This is a genomic window from Sagittula stellata E-37 (genome assembly GCF_039724765.1).
Classification (GTDB): Bacteria; Pseudomonadota; Alphaproteobacteria; order Rhodobacterales; family Rhodobacteraceae; genus Sagittula; species Sagittula stellata.
Genome location: NZ_CP155729.1, coordinates 464557 through 482613, shown reverse-complemented (window position 1 = coordinate 482613; position 18057 = coordinate 464557). Strand labels below are relative to the sequence as shown.

16 protein-coding genes and 1 tRNA gene are annotated in these 18057 nt (G+C 64.5%); 8 read left to right on the top strand and 9 right to left on the bottom strand.

What is annotated here, in order from left to right; all coding sequences use genetic code 11:
* Positions 1 to 44 precede the first annotated feature (44 nt).
* Together ABFK29_RS02340 and ABFK29_RS02335 are read right to left on the bottom strand one after the other, a co-directional pair.
* Positions 45 to 1364 (bottom strand): UDP-glucose dehydrogenase family protein, encoded by a 1320-nt coding sequence (locus ABFK29_RS02340; protein ID WP_005862598.1) that lies wholly within the window; start codon positions 1362 to 1364, stop codon positions 45 to 47.
* Positions 1365 to 1475: 111 nt separating this feature from the next.
* A complete protein-coding gene (locus ABFK29_RS02335) occupies positions 1476 to 2867 on the bottom strand; it encodes a phosphomannomutase (RefSeq protein ID WP_005862596.1) in 1392 nt (463 codons plus the stop codon).
* 329 nt (positions 2868 to 3196) lie between these two features.
* Between ABFK29_RS02335 and ABFK29_RS02330 the strand changes: the two genes are divergently transcribed.
* Entirely contained in the window at positions 3197 to 5335 is a 2139-nt protein-coding gene (locus ABFK29_RS02330; protein ID WP_232281612.1) for a malate synthase G, read from the top strand.
* Between the two features lie 76 nt (positions 5336 to 5411).
* Here ABFK29_RS02330 and ABFK29_RS02325 read toward each other — a convergent pair.
* The 4 genes from ABFK29_RS02325 to ABFK29_RS02310 all read right to left on the bottom strand — a co-directional run bounded on the left by ABFK29_RS02325 (position 5412) and on the right by ABFK29_RS02310 (position 9232).
* Positions 5412 to 5487: transfer RNA gene (locus ABFK29_RS02325), tRNA-Thr, on the bottom strand.
* A 46-nt stretch (positions 5488 to 5533) separates the two neighbouring features.
* A complete protein-coding gene (locus ABFK29_RS02320; RefSeq protein WP_040605032.1) occupies positions 5534 to 7102 on the bottom strand; it encodes a heme biosynthesis protein HemY in 1569 nt (522 codons plus the stop codon).
* Positions 7103 to 7115: 13 nt separating this feature from the next.
* The gene (locus ABFK29_RS02315) at positions 7116 to 8531 is read right to left on the bottom strand and encodes a COG4223 family protein (protein ID WP_005862590.1); all 1416 of its coding nucleotides are present in this window, start codon (positions 8529 to 8531) and stop codon (positions 7116 to 7118) included.
* A 14-nt stretch (positions 8532 to 8545) separates the two neighbouring features.
* Positions 8546 to 9232: a uroporphyrinogen-III synthase gene (locus ABFK29_RS02310; protein WP_157136596.1), complete on the bottom strand. Its 687-nt coding sequence runs from the start codon at positions 9230 to 9232 to the stop codon at positions 8546 to 8548.
* 133 nt (positions 9233 to 9365) lie between these two features.
* On the opposite strand from ABFK29_RS02310, the gene tsaD reads away from it, so the two are divergent.
* From tsaD to ABFK29_RS02290, 4 genes are read left to right on the top strand one after another with little or no spacing between them, the layout of a single operon-like run.
* Entirely contained in the window at positions 9366 to 10445 is a 1080-nt protein-coding gene (tsaD, locus tag ABFK29_RS02305; RefSeq protein WP_005862586.1) for a tRNA (adenosine(37)-N6)-threonylcarbamoyltransferase complex transferase subunit TsaD, read from the top strand.
* Entirely contained in the window at positions 10442 to 11404 is a 963-nt protein-coding gene (locus ABFK29_RS02300; protein WP_005862584.1) for an NAD(P)H-dependent glycerol-3-phosphate dehydrogenase, read from the top strand. The genes tsaD and ABFK29_RS02300 overlap by 4 nt, the downstream gene beginning before the upstream one ends.
* A 2-nt stretch (positions 11405 to 11406) precedes the next feature.
* Positions 11407 to 11679 carry a YciI family protein gene (locus ABFK29_RS02295; protein ID WP_040605031.1) on the top strand — a complete coding sequence of 91 codons (273 nt, stop codon included), beginning with the start codon at positions 11407 to 11409 and terminating at the stop codon, positions 11677 to 11679.
* Entirely contained in the window at positions 11676 to 12095 is a 420-nt protein-coding gene (locus tag ABFK29_RS02290) for an EVE domain-containing protein (protein WP_005862580.1), read from the top strand. Before ABFK29_RS02295 ends, ABFK29_RS02290 begins: the two co-directional genes overlap by 4 nt.
* A 15-nt stretch (positions 12096 to 12110) precedes the next feature.
* Here the strand turns inward: ABFK29_RS02290 and ABFK29_RS02285 are convergent, their stop codons facing one another.
* Positions 12111 to 12611, bottom strand: a complete 501-nt coding sequence (locus ABFK29_RS02285; RefSeq protein ID WP_157136595.1) for a hypothetical protein — start codon at positions 12609 to 12611, stop codon at positions 12111 to 12113.
* Positions 12612 to 12843: 232 nt separating this feature from the next.
* Here ABFK29_RS02285 and ABFK29_RS02280 point away from each other — a divergent pair, with 232 nt between their 5' ends.
* Positions 12844 to 13245 carry a DUF1761 domain-containing protein gene (locus ABFK29_RS02280; protein WP_040605042.1) on the top strand — a complete coding sequence of 134 codons (402 nt, stop codon included), beginning with the start codon at positions 12844 to 12846 and terminating at the stop codon, positions 13243 to 13245.
* Between the two features lie 280 nt (positions 13246 to 13525).
* On the opposite strand, the gene ABFK29_RS02275 is transcribed toward ABFK29_RS02280, so the two are convergent.
* Positions 13526 to 13867 carry a DUF2853 family protein gene (locus ABFK29_RS02275; RefSeq protein WP_005864091.1) on the bottom strand — a complete coding sequence of 114 codons (342 nt, stop codon included), beginning with the start codon at positions 13865 to 13867 and terminating at the stop codon, positions 13526 to 13528.
* A gap of 239 nt (positions 13868 to 14106) precedes the next feature.
* Between ABFK29_RS02275 and ABFK29_RS02270 the strand changes: the two genes are divergently transcribed.
* Together ABFK29_RS02270 and ABFK29_RS02265 are read left to right on the top strand one after the other, a co-directional pair.
* Positions 14107 to 14679, top strand: a complete 573-nt coding sequence (locus tag ABFK29_RS02270; protein ID WP_005864089.1) for an HD domain-containing protein — start codon at positions 14107 to 14109, stop codon at positions 14677 to 14679.
* A 68-nt stretch (positions 14680 to 14747) separates the two neighbouring features.
* A complete protein-coding gene (locus tag ABFK29_RS02265) occupies positions 14748 to 16970 on the top strand; it encodes a response regulator (RefSeq protein ID WP_005864087.1) in 2223 nt (740 codons plus the stop codon).
* Between the two features lie 2 nt (positions 16971 to 16972).
* Here ABFK29_RS02265 and ABFK29_RS02260 read toward each other — a convergent pair whose 3' ends face one another.
* Complete coding sequence (locus ABFK29_RS02260; RefSeq protein ID WP_005864085.1) at positions 16973 to 17947, bottom strand: ketopantoate reductase family protein; 975 nt, start codon at positions 17945 to 17947, stop codon at positions 16973 to 16975.
* Between the last annotated feature and the right edge of the window lie 110 nt (positions 17948 to 18057).

The following is an 18057-nucleotide window of genomic DNA, read 5'->3' as shown; positions in this document are numbered from 1 at the left end:
AGGACGGCGTGTTCATTTCGGGAAAGGATGTTGCGCGATTGCCTTCAGTCGGAGAAACCCGCCCGGCCAATGCTGTCGTAGACGGTGAAACCTGCCTCACGCGCGGCATCCGCGCTGTAGATATTGCGCAGATCGGCCATGCGGCGTCCGCGCATGCCCTGCGCCATCCTCGGCAGGTCGAGCGCGCGGAACTCGTTCCACTCCGTCAGGAAGACCACGAGGTCGGCTTCCGCCGCCGCGGAATAGGGATCGTCGTGCCACGACACACCGGGCAGCAGGTGCTCGCCCTCGCGCCGGCCCTGTGGATCGCAGACGCGCACATCCGCTCCGCCTCCGATGAGGGCGGGCACGATGGTCAGCGACGGCGCGTCGCGCATGTCGTCGGTATTGGGCTTGAAGGTCACGCCCAGCACCGCCACCCGCTTTCCGTTGAACGAGCCGTTGCAGAGGTCCATGAGCTTTTCGATCATGCGCCGCTTCACGTCCTCGTTCACCTTGATGACGGTCTCGACAAGGCTGACCGGGCTGGCGTGATCCTGGCCGATGCGGGCCAGCGCCTTGGTGTCCTTCGGGAAGCACGACCCGCCGTAGCCCGGCCCGGCATGCAGGAACTTGTTGCCGATCCGCCCGTCGAGACCCATGCCCTTCGACACCTGCTTGACGTCCGCGCCGACCCGTTCGCACAGAGCGGCGATCTCGTTGATGAAGGTGATCTTCGTCGCAAGAAACGCGTTTGCGGCGTATTTAATCATCTCCGCGGACTGGAGATCGGTCGTCAGGATCGGGAAATCGCGCAGGTAGAGCGGCCGGTAGATGTCCTCCATGACCTTCGCCGCGCGCTCGGTCTCCACGCCGACAACCACGCGGTCGGGCTTCATGAAATCGTCGATGGCCGCGCCTTCGCGCAGGAATTCGGGGTTGGAGGCGACGTCGAAGTCGAGATCCGGGTTGGCCTTCGCTACCACGTCGCGCACTTGCGCGTTGGTGCCAACGGGCACGGTCGACTTGGTCACGACCACAACGTAGTCCTTCGCCGCCTTTGCGATCTCTTCGGCGGCGGCCATGACGTAGGTGAGATCCGCATGGCCATCGCCCCGGCGCGTCGGTGTGCCCACGGCGATGAACACGGCGTCAGCGCCGTCGATGGCCTGTTGCAGATCCAGCGTGAAACTGAGACGTCCGGCCTCCACGTTCTTGGCCATCAGTACGTCGAGGCCCGGTTCGTAGATCGGCACCTTGCCCGCCTCGAGCATCTCGATCTTGCGGAGGTCCTTGTCGACACAGACGACGTCGTGCCCGAAGTCCGAGAAACAGACACCCGACACGAGGCCCACGTAGCCGGTTCCGATCATCGCGATTTTCATGAACGCACTCCCAAACTGCCCGCCGTTCGGTGCAGACCCTTGGGCGGCGCGCAGGTGTTTGTCAACGGACCGGGACGGCGCAGGCCGTCCTTCGCCGCCGCCCCGGTAGGGTCAGGAAAGACGCTCACGCAGCTTTGCCAACGTCCCCGTTACAAGTTTTTCCGCGCCGTCGCGGGTCGCGGCCTCGGCGTAGCAGCGGAATTCCGGAGCGTTTCCGGAGGGGCGCAGGTGCACGACGCTGCCATCGGAAAAGGTCGTGCGAAGGCCATCGGTTTCGTCCACGCCCACCTCTGTCCCGTAGCCGTCGAAGAACGCCGCCCGCGCGTCGGCGGAGCCGCTGAGTTCCGCGATGAAGGCCTTGGACACCTCCGTTTCGATTCCCTGGATACGGTCGGCGGCGGTGTACACAGCAGGGAGAGCGTCCCACAGCGCCGAAAGGGTGACGCCCTCTGCCTTGGCCGCGGCCAGAGGGGCCACGATGGGCAGCAGGCAGTCGCGGGTCATCAGCGGTTTCAGCGGACCGGCAGGGGCGTCGGCATTGAAACCGAGGAGGAAGCCGCCGTTCGCTTCGTAGCCGACGACGCGCGCCGCGGGATCGCCGGCCAGCGCCTCTTCCACAGCGGCGATCACGAAGGGCGATCCGATCTTCGTCCGCTCCACACGTTCAAAACCGAACGAGGCATCGCCGATCATGGAGTTCGAGGACACGGGCGTGCAGACGATCTTTGCCCCCAGCGCCTTGGCAGTCAGCGCGCCCAGCACATCGCCCGGCACCACCCGTTGCGCATCGTCCACCACCATGGGCCGGTCGGCATCGCCATCGGTGGAGACAAGGACATCCAGACCGTGTGCCTGAAACCATCCGGCGAACAACTCCTTCGTCTCGGGATCCAGCGCCTCTGTATCGACGGGGATGAACACGTCGGAGCGCGCAATTGCGACGGTTTCCGCGCCAAGCGACTGGAAAACCTCCATCATCAGATCGCGCGCCACGGAGCTGTGCTGGTAGACACCCACGGTCATCCCGTCGAGGCATCGCCCGAAAGCGGACACGTAACGCGCCCGGTAAGCGTCCTGCGCCTGTGCGACCGCCAGGTCGCCCTGTGCACCGGTCGCGCGCGGCTGGCCGAGGGCGGCGTTGATCCGGGTCTCGTCGGCTTTCGAAATCTCGCCGGAAGGCACATAGAACTTCAACCCGTTGCGATCCGCCGGGATGTGGGACCCGGTAACCATGACAGCTGCCGCCCCGGCTTCCAGCGAAGACAGCGCCAGCGCCGGTGTGGGCAGGGCACCGCAATCCACGGCCTCCAGCCCGGCGCTGCGCACCGCGTCTATGACCCAGCCCGAAATCTGCGGCGACGAGGGGCGGAGGTCCCGGCCCACATGCACGGATCCGCCATGTGGGCAGGAGGTGAGGAACGCGGACACGTAGTCCTGCACCAGGTCTTTGGTGAGCTCCACCACCAGGCCGCGCAGGCCGCTTGTTCCGAATTTGGGCGCCATGTCTGTACTCCGTTCGTGCGTCGGTTGCGTTGTCCCGCAGGGCGTCGGGCATGGCAAGGGAAAGGTGGGACGCAGGACGCGTCGAGCGATACGGGCGTGCAGGGGCGCGCAGACGTTGAGCGATCCACACGCTCTGCGCAGAGATGTCGGCCCACGTCCGGCTCGCAACTGCCCGCTTTCCCACATTCGACGCGCGGATTTGGCCCCGCGCGGACCACGACCCATTGGCGAAGACAGAACAATGCACCATTCTGCACACGGCGGCATGCAACGCCGCTTCACGACCAGAAAGAGGAACATCCGTGCCTGACCAGACCGCCGCGCCCCGCATCGACACCGAAGGCCTGTCCATCGACGCCGGGCTGAAACGCTTTGTCGAGGAGGAGGTCCTGCCCGGCACCGGCATCGACCCCGCCGACCTCTGGTCCGGTTTCTCGGCGCTGGTGCATGACTTCGGGCCACAGAACCGCGCGTTGCTGGACAAGCGAGAGACCATCCAGAAACAACTGGACGCGTGGCACAAGGAGCGCCGCAGCACACCGCACAACAGGGTCGCCTACAAGGGGTTCCTGGAGCAGATCGGCTACATCGTGCCCGAGGGCGGCGACTTCACGATCGACACCGCGAACGTCGACCCGGAGGTCGCCACCGTGCCCGGGCCGCAGCTTGTCGTGCCCGTGACCAATGCCCGCTTTGTACTGAACGCCGCGAATGCGCGTTGGGGCAGCTTTTACGACTGCCTCTACGGCACCGATGCAATGGGAGTTCTGCCCCCTCCGGGCGGGTTCGATGACGGTCGCGGCGCCCGGGTCGTGGCGCGCGCTGCCGTGTTCCTCGACGAGATCTTCCCTCTGACCGGCACCAGCCACGCGGTGGCGACCAGATACCTCGTGAAGGACGGCGCGCTGGAGGTCGACGCCTCCGCACTGAAGGCGCCGGAAGTCTTTGCCGGCTACAAGGGGGACCCCGATGCCCCGACCGCGATCCTGCTCAAGAACAACGGGCTGCACGTGGAACTGGTCTTCGACGCCAGCCACCCCATCGGAAGCCAGACGCCCTCTGGCCTGGCCGACGTGCAACTCGAATCCGCCATGTCGGCAATCATCGACTGCGAGGATTCGGTGGCCTGCGTCGACGCGGAGGACAAGACGCTTGCCTATCGCAACTGGCTGGGCCTGATGAAGGGCGATCTGGCGGAGACCTTCGAGAAGGGCGGCAAGCAGATGACCCGCCGCCTGCATGGCGACCGGACCTACACCGCGCCGGACGGGTCGGAGATCACGCTGAAGGGCCGCGCCCTGCTTCTGGTGCGCAACGTCGGCCACCTGATGACCAACCCCGCGATCCTCGACCGCGACGGAAACGAGATCTTCGAAGGGCTGATGGACGCCATGTTCACCACGCTCATCGCCATGCACGACCTGAAAAAGACGACGGGCCCGCGCAACTCGGTCGAAGGGTCCGTCTACGTGGTGAAGCCGAAGATGCACGGACCTGAGGAAGTGGCGTTCACCGACGCGATCTTCACCCATGTGGAGAAAGTGCTGGGCCTGCCGCAATACACGGTCAAGCTGGGCATCATGGACGAAGAGCGCCGCACCTCGGTGAACCTGAAGGCCTGCATCCGCGCCGCGCGGCACAGGGTCTGCTTCATCAACACCGGTTTCCTCGACCGGACCGGGGACGAGATCCACACCTCGATGGAGGCCGGGCCATTCTCGCGCAAGGACTTCATCAAGCGCAAATCATGGATCACCGCCTACGAAAACCAGAACGTCGACATCGGTCTGGAATGCGGGTTTTCGGGCAAGGCACAGATCGGCAAGGGCATGTGGGCCATGCCCGACAAGATGGCGGCCATGCTGGAACAGAAGATCGAACATCCGCGCGCCGGGGCCACCTGCGCCTGGGTGCCCTCGCCCACGGCCGCGACACTTCACGCCACGCATTACCACAAGGTCGACGTGATGGCGGTCCAGTCCGATCTGGCGAAGGGCGGACGGCGCGCTTACGTCGACGCGCTTCTCGACATACCGCTCGCCGCCTACCGTCAGTGGACCCGAGGCCAGATCCGCCGCGAGGTCGAGAACAACGCACAGGGCATCCTCGGCTACGTGGTGCGCTGGATCGACCAGGGCGTGGGCTGTTCCAAGGTGCCGGACATCAACGATGTGGGCCTTATGGAGGACCGCGCCACCTGCCGAATCTCGGCCCAGCACATCGCGAACTGGCTGCATCACGGCGTCGTCTCGAACGACGAGGTCGAAGAGATCATGAAGCAGATGGCCGATGTGGTGGACCGGCAGAACGCAGGCGATCCGAACTACGTGCCGATGGCACCGGGCTTCGACGGCATTGCATTCAAGGCGGCCTGCGACCTTGTCTTCGACGGGCGCAAGCAGCCCTCCGGCTACACCGAACCGGTGCTCCACCGCCGCCGCCTGCAACTGAAGGCGCGCCAGCACTGAGCCATCCTGCCCTTTGAAACGCAAAAAGCCCCCGGATCGGGGGCTTCTTAAGGTCCCGGTCATGCCCGGGAAAAAGTGGTGCCGCTGAAGGGACTCGAACCCCCGACCCCATCATTACGAATGACGTGCTCTACCAGCTGAGCTACAGCGGCATCTGGTGGGCGGCCTATTAGCAGGCCGCCCGACCGAGGGGAAGGCCTATTTTGACGCGGAGGCCGCTTCCGCACGCGCCGCCTCGTTCGGCTCCCCGAGGATCTCCGCATCGGCGGGCTCCGTCGCGTCCGGAGCCTTGGGTTCGCGCTCCACCGGGCTGACGTCGATCATGCCGGGGTTGGCTTCGGGCACCACGGCGGGGTCCTCGGCAGGAGACTTGTCCTCCAGTGCGCCGATGATGAGCGGCAGCATGTTGGCCTGCGCGGGCAGCACGACCTCGGACTGGGCCGGTGTCTTCCACGACAGCGTGTCGAACGCGCCGCAGTTCGTGCAGGTCGGGCGCCATTCTCCGTGGATGGTCTTGCAGTTGTCGCAGACCCACTGCGGGCCGCGCGGGGCGGTCACAGCCTTCGCCAACCAGCCGCGCACCACCTGATCGGGCGCGCCTTCGCCCTTCTCGATCGCTGCCATGATCGCCAGCACGCGGGCGTCGGGCTCCTTTTCCACCAGATCGCCCAGCGAACGGCGGGCTTCGGGGAAGTGTTCCGCCGCAAGGTTCAGCTCTGCTTTGAGCAGACGGGTTTCGCGGTGGTCCGGGTTGATCCGGGTCAGCGGTACGAACCGCTTGATGCGCTCGTCCGGAGTCTCGTTCGGCTCGATCTCCGCGTAGGCCGCGGCCAGGTCCGGGTGCGGATGGGTTTCCCACGCCTTCTTCAGCACGCGGATCGCGTTGCGCGGGCGCTTCTGGGCGATGTAGGCGCGCGCGGCCTTCGCGGCGGCGGGCACGAGGTCCGGCGAATTGCGGTTCGCCTCTATCGCCTTCTCGGCGGCGGCGATGCTTTCGTCCCGGTTCTCGATCTCGGTCGCCTGGCTGAGCGCCAGCACCGCATCGCGCCGCTTGTAGACGTCGCGCGGCAGGGTGCCGTGCTTCAGCTTGGCCTGCAGTGTCTTGCGGGCGCCGGTCCAGTCGGCCTTCTCAGCCTGAAGCTGGAGGAGCGTGTCCTGCACCTCCTCGTGCTTCGGCTTCAGCGCGAAGGCGCGCTCCGCCAGTTGCAGGGCGGTGTTGGTATCGCCGGAGGCCAGCTTCTGCTTCATGATCCCGCGAATGCCGACGAAACGGGTTCCGTCGCGGGTCAGCAGTTTCTTGTAGGTCTCTTCCGCTTTCTTGCGGTCGCCCATCATCTCGGCGGCCTGCGCGGTCACAAGGTCCGTCAGTTCCGGCTTGTGAAGGTACTTCTCCGCCTTCTGCGCCTTGGCGATGGCCAGCCGACCCTCGCCCGAGGCCAGCGCCATCATGCCATCCGACAGGGCTGCGTAGCCCTTGCGTTCCCGGTTGCGGTGGAAATGGCGCGACAGGGCGGTTTCATCGCCATTGATGAACCGCAGCAGGGCAACCAGAAAGCTGGCAAGCTTCAGCAGCAGCCAGACCGCCAGCAGCAGGACAAGCGCGCCGATGACCATCATCACCGGGGTCAGCGTGTATTCCACGCCGTTCAGGGTAATGCGGGCCTGCGCCAGGCCGGTGCCGTCGGCTTCGATGAGATACCCCAGCCCCAGGGTCAGCGCCGCCACGATGACGACGAATACGACAATCTTGATCAATGACCACAACATGATTTCCGGACCCTTATTGCTGGTTCAGTTGCTGGGCGAGCGTGTCCGCCCCGGCGAGCGCGTCTGCACGCAACCGGGCCAGCGCGATCCAGTCGGACATCGCGGCCTTCGCCTCCTCCGGAAGTGCGTCCAGTTCCGCGAGCGCGGCCTGAAGGTCACCCCCCTTGATGGCCGCCTCCGCGCGCGAAAGGATCGCGTCCGCGGAGTTGCCTTCTTTCGGTACGACAGAGCGAGCACCCATCTGGCTGGTCAGGAAGCTGGCAAGACCGCCACCGCCTTCCTCGCCATCCGAAGCCGGGGCCTTGCGGGCAGCGGCCAGCGCATCGCGCGCCGCATCCGGATAGCTTTCCGCCAGCGTCGGGATCGAGGGCACACCGTCGCCCGCCGTCGCTTCAAGTGCGCCGGGCACGGACACGCCGTTTGTCGTCAGGATGTTGACCGGTTCGGAGAACGGGCGCCCGTCCTGCACGCGGGCCGTCAGATCGGCAAGCGCCGCGCGGTTTTCGGCAAGCCGTGCCTGATCCTCGGCGCTGACCTCCAGTGCCTGCGCTTCCGAAAGAACGCGCTCCATCTCGGCGGTCTGCGCTTCGATCTGCTTGGTAAGGGCGGCCTTCTCGGCCTCCAGCGCTTCTTTCTGGGCTGTCACCTCGCCGCGCAGGGCGTCGAGCTCGCGCTCGTATGCGGCAATGGCTTCCGGCGAGACGGCCTCTTCCACGGGGCGCTTTTCCAGCGCGGTCAGACGTCCGTCGATGGCTGCCATGTCATCGCCCAACCCGGAGATCCGGCTGTCGATGTCGCTCAGTGCCGATTGCACCGAGGTCAGTCCGCCTTCCAGCGCGGAAAGGTCGATCCCCTCGACCTGCGACCGGATGGCGTCCAGGTCGCCGCGCGAGGCGTCGGCGCCGGCAGAAAGACGCTCCAGCTCCGCGCTTTGGTCAGAAAGGGTGGCCCGTGTTTCGGCGAAGAACGGGTCGGGCTCGTCGGGGCCGCCGGTCGTCAGGCCGTAGTAGGCCGCGCCATAGCCCAGACCAGCGGCGATTACGCCGCCCAGTAACATCGGGACAAAACCGCCGCTGCGCTTCGTCTCTGCCGGGGCGGCCACCGGAACCATCCCGTTCGCGGTCTTCGTATCCTCGGCTGCGGGAAGGGGTTCTTCCGGAGCCGGTTCGCCTGACGGCGTCACGCCCTGTTCCGGCGCTGCTCCCTCGTCCACCGTTCCGTCAATCGAAGCGTCGTTCCCGGCTTCTTCGACCGTGCCATCGGTGCTGGCGTCTGAATCAGGCGTTTCGGGATCGGTGTCAGAGGACGTCTCGACAGTCTCATCTGTCTCCTGTGGGGTCTCGTCCGTCTTGCGGCCTTCCTCCGGTACGGTTTCGGTTGCGGCGTCGGTCTTTTCCTTCGCCGATTTGTCCTCAGTCGTGTCTGCCACGTCCCGTCACCCTTTCAACCTTCGTCCGGAGAGGCCCCGGATCTTTCCATCTGCGCATGCGCCCTGTCGAGCGTCTCTTGCACTGCAGCCAGCATCGCGCCCGAGTCGGGGCGGTCCGCGACCTTCAAAAACACTATATGAAGCGGAGGCAGGGCCAAGGCCACCGCTTCGCTCATTGCCGCGACAAGAAGCGGCGCTTTTGCCTTTTCCCGCGCCAGTAAAGAAGCCGTCCGCGGAGAAAACACCGGCGCAACGACTGGCACATCCCCGACCAACGCGGCCCGTGCGGTTTCGTTCAATTCCAACTCAGGCTGATCGTAGACGGCAACGGCCCGGGTATAAAGCCCATCGAAGGTCAGTCGCCGGGCAATGTCGCCGCGGGTGTGCGTCCCGTGAAGATGCAGAAGCGGACCTTCGACCCCGGTATCGAGCATTTTCTTCACCAGACTCGCGGCGGTCGGCTGCACGATGGCAGGCCGCAAACCGGCCGCCTGCGCCGCCTGCGCCGTAGCCTGCCCGACGATGTAACAGGGCATGTCGAACTGCAGATCACGCGCCTTCCAGGCCGCCACGCCGTGCACGGAACTGAAGATCAGCCCGCGTACGCCGTCCAGTGGCAGATGCGCCTCGGTCTGCACGATCTGGAAAAGGGGCGACATAATCGGTGTGAAGCGCGCCCCGGCCCGGTCCAGTTCCGCCACGAATCGCGCGCAGGCGGCGTGGGGCCGTGTCATAAGCAGAACGGGCAGCGTCTCATGCATGTGGCCTCTGGCGTTGTCGGGCGCGTTCTCCGGTGGTACTCGCTGTGCTCACGCATGTCCACGGGAGCGCTGGATGAACGACCCCCTGATCCTCGGGCTGGAAAGCAGTTGCGACGATACCGCCGCCGCGTTGCTGCGCGGGCGGGACATCCTCGCCTCCGTGGTCGAGGGCCAGAACGCGCTGCACGCGGACTTCGGCGGTGTCGTCCCGGAAATCGCCGCCCGCGCCCATGCCGAACGGCTCGACCTGTGCGTCGAACGGGCGCTGGAACAGGCGGGCGTCGCCTTGCCGAAGATCGACGCGATTGCCGTCACTGCCGGGCCGGGGCTGATCGGCGGAGTCTTTTCGGGCGTGATGCTGGCCAAGGGGTTGGCCACCGGACTGGGCAAACCGATGATCGGGGTGAACCACCTTGCGGGACACGCCCTGACCCCGCGGCTGACCGACGGGCTGCGGTATCCGTACCTCATGCTGCTGGTCTCCGGCGGGCACTGCCAGTTCCTCATCGTGCGCGGCGCGGCGGATTTCACCCGCTTGGGCGGAACCATCGACGATGCCCCCGGCGAAGCCTTCGACAAGACCGCGCGCCTTCTGGGCTTGCCGCAACCTGGCGGACCGGCGGTCGAAGCCGAGGCCCGGCTGGGTGACGAACGCCGCTTCCGGTTCCCGCGACCGCTGCTGGACCGTCCGGGCTGCGACTTGTCGTTCTCCGGCCTGAAGACCGCGCTGATGCGCCAGCGCGACAAGATCGTGGCCGAGAAGAACGGGCTGACCCGGCAGGATCGGGCCGACCTTTGCGCCGGGTTCCAGGCGGCGGTGCGCGACACCCTGGCGGAAAAGACCCGCCGCGCCGTGGCGCTCTACCTCGACGAACAGCCCGACGCACCGGCCCTTGCCGTTGCGGGCGGTGTGGCGGCCAACCTGGCGATACGCGGCGCGCTGGAGACCGTTTGCACCGAAACCGACCTGAAGTTCACCGCACCGCCCTTGGCACTTTGTACGGACAATGCGGCTATGATTGCATATGCTGGCTCGGAACTGCTGGCGGCGGGCGCCGAGGATGACATGACGCTCGCCGCCCGCCCACGCTGGCCGCTCGACACGCGGGCGGCGCCACTGATCGGCCACGGCCGGAAAGGAGCCAAGGCATGACTATCGCCATCCTGGGCGCCGGTGCCTTTGGCACGGCACTTGCCGTCGCACTTGCACAGGAAGGACGTCCGGTCACACTCTGGGCGCGCGACCCCTATGCCGTTTCGCGCATCAGGGACCATCGCGAAAGCCCGCGCCTGCCGCGCGTGCAACTTCCCGAGATGGTCAGCGCGACAACCGATCTGAACACGGCGGCAAAGGCCGAGACCGTTCTTGTCAGCGTGCCGACCCAGAGCTTGCGCGGCGTTTTGCAGCGCATCGACACCCCCATGTCAGGCCGGCCGCTGGTGCTGTGCTGCAAGGGCATCGACCTCGAAACCGGGTTGGGCGTTTCGGATGCCGCACGGCGGGTGAAGCCCGGCGTGATCCCCGCCGTCCTGACCGGCCCGAGTTTTGCTGCCGACATCGCGAAGGGCCTGCCGACCGCCCTGACGCTGGCCTGCGCGGACGAGACCATCGGCCTCGCGCTTCAGCACCAGCTGTCCACCTCGTCCCTGCGCCTTTACCGGACCAGCGACGTGACGGGTGCCGAGCTAGGCGGTGCGCTGAAGAACGTGATCGCCATCGCCTGCGGCGCCTGCATCGGTGCGGGGTTGGGCGACAGCGCGCGTGCCGCGCTCATGACCCGGGGCTTTGCCGAGATGACGCGCCTTGCCGAACACCTTGGCGCTAAGCCGGATACGCTCGCCGGTCTTTCGGGCCTTGGCGACCTGACGCTGACCTGCACCTCGGACCTGTCGCGCAACTACCGGTACGGGCTGTCGCTTGGCCGTGGCGAGGCGTTCGATCCCGAGATCACCGTCGAAGGGTCCGCCACCGCCCGCGCTGCTGCGCAACTGGCCCGCGACAACGATATCTCCGCGCCCATCGCTACCGTCACTGCGCGCCTGACCACAGGTGTATTGACGGTGCCCGAGGCGATGGACGACCTGCTTTCACGACCACTCAAGGAAGAATGACGATGCTTATCGCCCTCATGGCCAAGGACAAGACCGGTCACCTCCAGACCCGCAAGGACAACCGGGATGCCCACCTCGCCTACATCGAAGCGACCGGCGTCGTCACACAGGCCGGTCCTCTGCTGGACGAAGCCGGCGAGATGGCCGGATCTCTGGTGATCCTCGACGTCGAGGACATGGCTAGCGCCCGCGCCTGGGCGGACTCCGACCCGTATGCCAAGGCCGGCCTGTTCGAAAGCGTGACCCTGACTGCCTGGAAAAAGGTAATCGGATGAAGTTCTGGCTGTTCAAGTCAGAGCCGTCCACCTGGTCCTGGAACGATCAGGTGGCCAAGGGCGACGCGGGTGAGGAATGGGATGGTGTGCGCAATTATCAGGCGCGCAATTTCATGCGCGAGATGACACCGGGCGATCTCGGGTTCTTCTATCATTCCCAGAAAGACCGCGAGATCGTGGGCATCGTCGAAGTCAGCGCGCCCGCACATCCCGACAGCACAACCGACGACGCGCGATGGGAGTGCGTGGACATCAAGGCGGTCGAACCGCTGCCTGCACCGGTCACTCTCGACGCGATCAAGGCAGAACCCCGGCTGGCCGACATGGTGCTTGTCAGGAATTCGCGTCTGTCCGTTCAGCCGGTCACGGCTGAAGAGTGGGACGTGATCTGCACCATGGGTGGCAAGCAGGGCTGACCCTGCTCACCCCTTTCAGAAGCCGTCGCTCTTGGGCGCGCCGCCTCCTGGTGCGATGGCAGCCCGCCATACCGGGGTCAACCGTCTGAGCATCGCGTTGATCCTGGCTTCCGGCTCCGGTCTGGCGGGGAGGTCGTTGAGGTCGAGGAACGCAAGTGCGACGGACCGGACACGCGTGACGCAGAACTCGTAGGGACCGCAAAGCTCCATGAGCTGCTGGCACATGCGCGCCACCCCGAAGCCTAGCGTTCCCGGCGCAAAGATCGCGATTCTGACCCCCGCCCGGTCCGCGCCATCGTTGATGTCCTGAAGATTTTGCGAGACCTCCACCCAATCTATGAAGTTCACATCCGTGAACGTCATGCCGGAAAGGTCCAGAAAAACAGAGCGGCGTTGCAGATCCTCCGGACCACTCAACGTCGCTTCGAGGCATTCGAACACGTCGTAGCGTCTCAGGGCCCCGTCGCACCTGATGACGGCCAGCCCATGTGCGGGGAATTTTTCCAATGAAAGCACAGTACCCTCACTTTCAACTAAACGCCGACGCGTGCTGACGCCAACGAGAGACACACACACCAATTCCTCAGTAACAATCTCCGGTTGCGGTAGTAAAGACTTCTTTCGTCTGTGCGGTTTCCAACGACCGCGCTGACCCTCCTGCAGATCGAGATTGACAGACTGTGTCAGGTGGCAATTCTGGATGAGATCAACGCGGTTTTCCGCACACAACTGCATGGAGCAAGAGCGGATGGCGGACCTTGTCAGCATCATCTGTGCCACGGTTGCGGCGTTCATCGCCGGGGCGGCTTGGTACAGCGTCCTGTCGAAACCGTGGCTCAGGGCCGCCGGTATCCCGACCGACGAGAACGGCAAGCCACAGGGCGGAGGATCGCCCATAGTCATCTTCGGTCTGGGGTTCCTTATGCAACTGATCGTTGCGGGCATGATGCGCCATGTCTTCGTCCTGAACGGTATCGAGACGCTCGGCGCCGGGCTTGTCGGCGGGCTGGGGATCGGCCTGTTCTTCATCACGCCGTGGATCGCGCTGAACAACACCTACACGATGCGGAATCCGAAGCTGACTCTGATCGACGGTGGCTATGCGACGCTGGCCTGCACGATCAAAGGGATCGTCCTGACCCTTTTCTGAACCGCGCCTGATCCGCCGAACGAAAAATTCGGCGATGACGATGCTCTGCAAGAATGATGACGATGCTCTGCAAGAATACGGGGGGTCCGTAAGACCGGACCCCCCTCTCACCCACGTGCTCCCTACGCACCACACGTGAAACCGGATTTCGGGTCCAGCCGTTCTGGCCAGATGTCCCTGAAATCCTAGCGTCAGGCGTCCGATGCCGCAATCGAGATGTCCGGGCAATTTTCGGCAAACCCGAGCCAGGGAACGCTCGAAAAGGGCAATGCGCTGCGGCTCAGCCGTAGACGGCTTCCTTACCGAAGTGCTTGGTCAGCATGTAGTACACGACGGCCCTATACTTGTTGCGCTCGGACTTGCCGTAGGTTTCGACCACCTGGTTGATCGCTTCCATCAAATCCGCGCTATCGCTCAGGCCAAGCTTCTTGATCAGGAAGTTGTCCTTCACCGTTTCGAGTTCACCCGGCTGGCTGGAGGCCACAGTCGAAGAATCCGCGTTGTAGATCGACGGACCGCAACCGATGGTCACTTTCGTCAGGAGATCCATGTCCGGCTCCATCCCGCACTTGGTGCGCAGATCTTCGGCATATTTCTGAATCAGTTCGTCACGTTTTCCCATGACTTCACTCTCCCCCGTTCGCGGCGCAGTAAGCGCACTTTGCTTGAATTTCCGGCCCTCGCGACCTTACGGGGAATGGTTAAACGTTCCGGTCGGACAGGCAAGGAAAATGACCTGACGTGGGCCTTTGGGCCGAGGGTCGGAATTCGCTGGTCCGCCGCCGGAAACGCTGCCAGCATCGCACCCGCAAGAGAAGGACACCGCATATGACCGACGACCGAACTGTCAGTTTCACACGGATGAAAGATGGGACACGCGAAGACTACCTTTTGCTTGAGGAAAAGGAGAAACCGTTTCTCGCGCTGACCGCCGCCCGTGTCCTGGACGAGTTGCGCCGTGCCGGAGAGGTCACTTTGGAAGGCTATCGGATCACGCGGCTGGAACACGGGTTGCAGTCGGCCACCCGCGCGGAACGTGACGGCGCCGATCTGGACTGGATCGTGGGCGCCCTGTTGCACGACATCGGCGACGGCCTGGCCCCGCAGAACCACGACCGCATGTCCGCCGAGGTCATCCGCCCATTCGTGCGCTGGGACGTCGCCTGGGTGGTCGAGCATCACGGCATCTTCCAGATGTTGTACTACGCGCACCACTACGGCTGGGACCGCAACGCGCGTGACCGGTTCCGGAATCATCCCTGTTTCGACAATTGCGCCGAGTTCTGCGAACGCTGGGACCAGTCGTCGTTCGACCCGGACTACGACACGCTGCCGCTGGAGCATTTCGAGCCAATGGTCGTCGAGGTGTTTTCACGGAAAGCCTACGACAAGGCTGTCTTGCAAGAAGGTTACGTTTCTCGGCTTGTGGCCTGAAACGGTTCAGCAGGTCTTAATCGGCCTGGGGTATCGAGGAGCAAAACGCCTTCGGCCCTCAGGACTGCATGCATCGCATCTTCTATATCGTCTCTGCCTGTGTGACGGCTCTGGCTCTCAGCCTCTGGTTGGGGAACCGGCTGGCGCACGACGCCGCGCACCACGACCTTGTCGCACGCGCCGAAGAGCGGGCCAGTATCTGGCTGCACCACGTTGAAGGGCGTTACACAGGCCTGCGCGCCCTGCTCGACGGGAAGACACTATCACCAACGGACCTTGAACGCTTGTCTGAGATGGCAACCGACGAAGGCGTGCTGGAGTTCAGGCTGTTCGATCGTCGGGGTCAGGAAATCTTCAGGCTGGATGGCCCGAAGGGCCTGCCCCACAAGGACGACGCCAGCCTGAATGCCCTTGAAGTGCTGGAAACCGGCAGTTTCGTGACGGAGATCGTGGCATCCGTCATCGACGCCAGACGTTATGCAGAAATTTACAGTCCGGTCCGCATCAATGGCGAGATCGTGGGCGTCTACGAGATGTATGTCGACATCACGCGCGCGTCCGATGCCATCGCGAAGCTGTACAGCCACCTCGTGTTCAGCATTGCGCTCCTGATCGCGACCACCATGCTGATCCCCATCGCAACAGGGCTCTACTACTGGGTTCAGCTCAAGAAGACAGCCGCCGGTCTCGACCACGCCCGAAAACGTGCAGAGGAGGCAGAGCGCATCAAGTCCGCCTTCCTCGCCAACATGAGCCACGAGATACGGACGCCGATGAACGGCATCATCGCCATGTCAGAACTGCTGGAACAGGGCACGCTGAACCCGGAACAGCGCTCCATGACATCTACGATTTCTTCCTCCGCCGTGGCGCTTCTTGCGATCATCAACGACATCCTCGACTTCTCGAAGATCGAGGCCGGGAAGATGCTGGTGCACGCGGAGCCTTTCGACCCGATCAATCTGGTGGAGGAGGTGGCCACGCTGTTTTCTCCGGCCGCGGCAGCCAAGGGCGTCGAGATCTGCGTAGAGTCGGTTCTTGAGATGCCTCTCATGGTCATGGGCGACAGCGCCCGGCTACGGCAATGCCTGCTGAACGTCATCGGCAACGCGGTCAAATTCACGGCGACAGGAAACGTCCACATCTGGCTGAACAGGTCTGAAGACGGCCAGATCGTGGTGAAGGTCACGGACACCGGTGTCGGTATCGCCGAAGACAAGCTGGACCATATTTTCGAGGAATTCTCCCAGATAGACAGCACGCACACCCGCCGCTACGACGGCACCGGGCTCGGACTGGCCATATCGCTCCGGCTGATCCGGCTGATGGGTGGAAGCCTGTCCGCCAGGTCGCGCCCTGACGAGGGCTCTGTTTTCGAGATGCGCCTGCCGTTTCCCGCAACCGAAACGCCACCGGGCACAATCGCGTTCTGGCGGATGGCGCGGCGTGACTTGTCCGGAAAGCGCATTCTTCTGGCCGATGCCTCGGCGGTCACGCGCGCGGCACTTCGCACCGTTCTGGGCGGCATGGGCCTGCGCCCGGTGGTGGCCCGCAACGGTGAAGAGGCGCTGTCACTCGCCCGGGCCTATGCGCAACAGGGCACCGTCTTCCAGCTTGCCCTGTTGTCCGACGAATTGACGGATATGACGGCGCAGGCGTTGGCCGAGGCGCTGCGCCAGGCGCTCGGATCGGATAGTCCGCGCTGCCTGCTGATGCTCCGCGCGGACCGCGACGTGCCGAAAGAGGCGCTGGCGGAACAGGGATTTGTCGGTGCGGTTCGCAAACCGCTGTTGCAGGAGACATTGGCCAGCGAACTGTGCCGGACGCAGGGCAAGCGCATAACTGGCAAGTCGCTTGTCCCGCCAAGGTCCACCGCCCGTATGCCCGATTTCGCCGGGCGCCGCATTCTTCTGGCCGAAGACAACGCCACCAACCAGCTCGTGATCCGCAAACTGCTGGCCGGGAGCGGCGTTGCGCTGCAAATCGCGGCCAATGGGGCAGAGGCCGTGGACTGCTACATCAACGAGGCGCCGGATATCGTCCTGATGGACGTCTCAATGCCGGTCATGAACGGCTACGAAGCCACCCGAAGGATACGGGAACTGGAGGAGACATCGGGCTGGCCGGGTGTGCCGATCATTGCCCTGACCGCCAATGCCATGACGGAAGACCGGACAGCCTGCCTGGACGCGGGCATGTCCGACTTTTTGGCCAAACCTGTCCGAAGGATCGAGCTTCTTGAAACGATAACCCGCTGGCTCGAAACGCTGGCGGAGGCGCGCCGTGCCTGACGTCAGTCTGTGGTCCCGACCTCTGCCACCAGATCGGACAGGGTCAGGTCCCCGGGCCGCAACGCGTCGCGAACCATCCGTGCCCCGATGCGCTGCATTGCGGCGTTGGCAGGTGTCGGCACACCATAAAGCCGGCCAAGGCGCGTGATTTCGCCGTTCAGATAGTCGGTCTCGATCGACCCTGTGCCGCGAAGCAGGCTTTGCGCCGACGAGCTTCCCGATCGCGCCTCGCCCGGCAGGTCCGAAATCCTCGCAAGGTCGCGCCGCTCCGGCACCAACTTGGCGCGGTCCTCCCAAACGATCCCGGCCGAGTCGAGAACCGCCAGCGCCTCCGTCCGCATCAGGTCGGGTAGCGGGCCCTTTTCCGCGTTGGGCCCCATCGCCGCGTTCAGGATGTTCTCCAGGTTCATCAGGAGCTTACCGTATTTGGCAGCCATGACGTTCGGATGCGTGAACCCGGCCATACCCGCCGCATCGATTGCGCGCACGAAATCCTCGTCGTCATGGTCCGCACCGCCGGGAAACAGCCCGGTCTCGAAAACGCCGAACTTCGGAGAGGCAAAACTTAGCACGCGCCCCGGCTCGAGATACGTCGCGGGCATCCAGACCATGACACCGTGCACCTTGGGGAACAACCGCAGTGCCATGTCCTCGTTGACGACGCCGTTCTGCAGGCAGAACAACGGCTGATCGCCCGCACCCGCTGCACGCAGATCCTCCAGCGCGCCCGCCATGTGCTGCGCCTTCATGCACATCAGGATCATGTCACCGTCGCGGAAGTCGATCTCCGAGGGATTGCCGACCACCGTCAGGGGCACACTTTCGTCCAGCTCATGCCCCTTCAGCCACAGACCGTCCGCCTTCACCGCCTCCAGCATGGCGCCGCGGGCAATGCCGACCACGTCAGTTCCCGACCGCGCCAGAAGCCCCGCGACACACCCACCGATGGCGCCCAGTCCGTAAACGATGATCCGCATGTCCCGACCTCAGTTTCTTTTTCGTGGCACGACCTTATCCGGGGACTTGCACAGAAGGGAACCGCTCTCGATCCACCACGACACACAAAGGCCGGGCACGTCGCGGCCCG

Bases quoted from the DNA above. Each gene is read 5' to 3' on its own strand.
- ABFK29_RS02340 (WP_005862598.1), bottom strand. From the start codon at position 1,364: ATGAAAATCGCGATGATCGGAACCGGCTACGTGGGCCTCGTGTCGGGT.
- ABFK29_RS02335 (WP_005862596.1), bottom strand. From the start codon at position 2,867: ATGGCGCCCAAATTCGGAACAAGCGGCCTGCGCGGCCTGGTGGTGGAG.
- ABFK29_RS02320 (WP_040605032.1), bottom strand. From the start codon at position 7,102: ATGTTGTGGTCATTGATCAAGATTGTCGTATTCGTCGTCATCGTGGCG.
- tsaD (WP_005862586.1), top strand. From the start codon at position 9,366: ATGAACGACCCCCTGATCCTCGGGCTGGAAAGCAGTTGCGACGATACC.
- ABFK29_RS02300 (WP_005862584.1), top strand. From the start codon at position 10,442: ATGACTATCGCCATCCTGGGCGCCGGTGCCTTTGGCACGGCACTTGCC.
- ABFK29_RS02295 (WP_040605031.1), top strand. From the start codon at position 11,407: ATGCTTATCGCCCTCATGGCCAAGGACAAGACCGGTCACCTCCAGACC.
- ABFK29_RS02290 (WP_005862580.1), top strand. From the start codon at position 11,676: ATGAAGTTCTGGCTGTTCAAGTCAGAGCCGTCCACCTGGTCCTGGAAC.
- ABFK29_RS02280 (WP_040605042.1), top strand. From the start codon at position 12,844: ATGGCGGACCTTGTCAGCATCATCTGTGCCACGGTTGCGGCGTTCATC.
- ABFK29_RS02275 (WP_005864091.1), bottom strand. From the start codon at position 13,867: ATGGGAAAACGTGACGAACTGATTCAGAAATATGCCGAAGATCTGCGC.
- ABFK29_RS02270 (WP_005864089.1), top strand. From the start codon at position 14,107: ATGAAAGATGGGACACGCGAAGACTACCTTTTGCTTGAGGAAAAGGAG.
- ABFK29_RS02265 (WP_005864087.1), top strand. From the start codon at position 14,748: ATGCATCGCATCTTCTATATCGTCTCTGCCTGTGTGACGGCTCTGGCT.
- ABFK29_RS02260 (WP_005864085.1), bottom strand. From the start codon at position 17,947: ATGCGGATCATCGTTTACGGACTGGGCGCCATCGGTGGGTGTGTCGCG.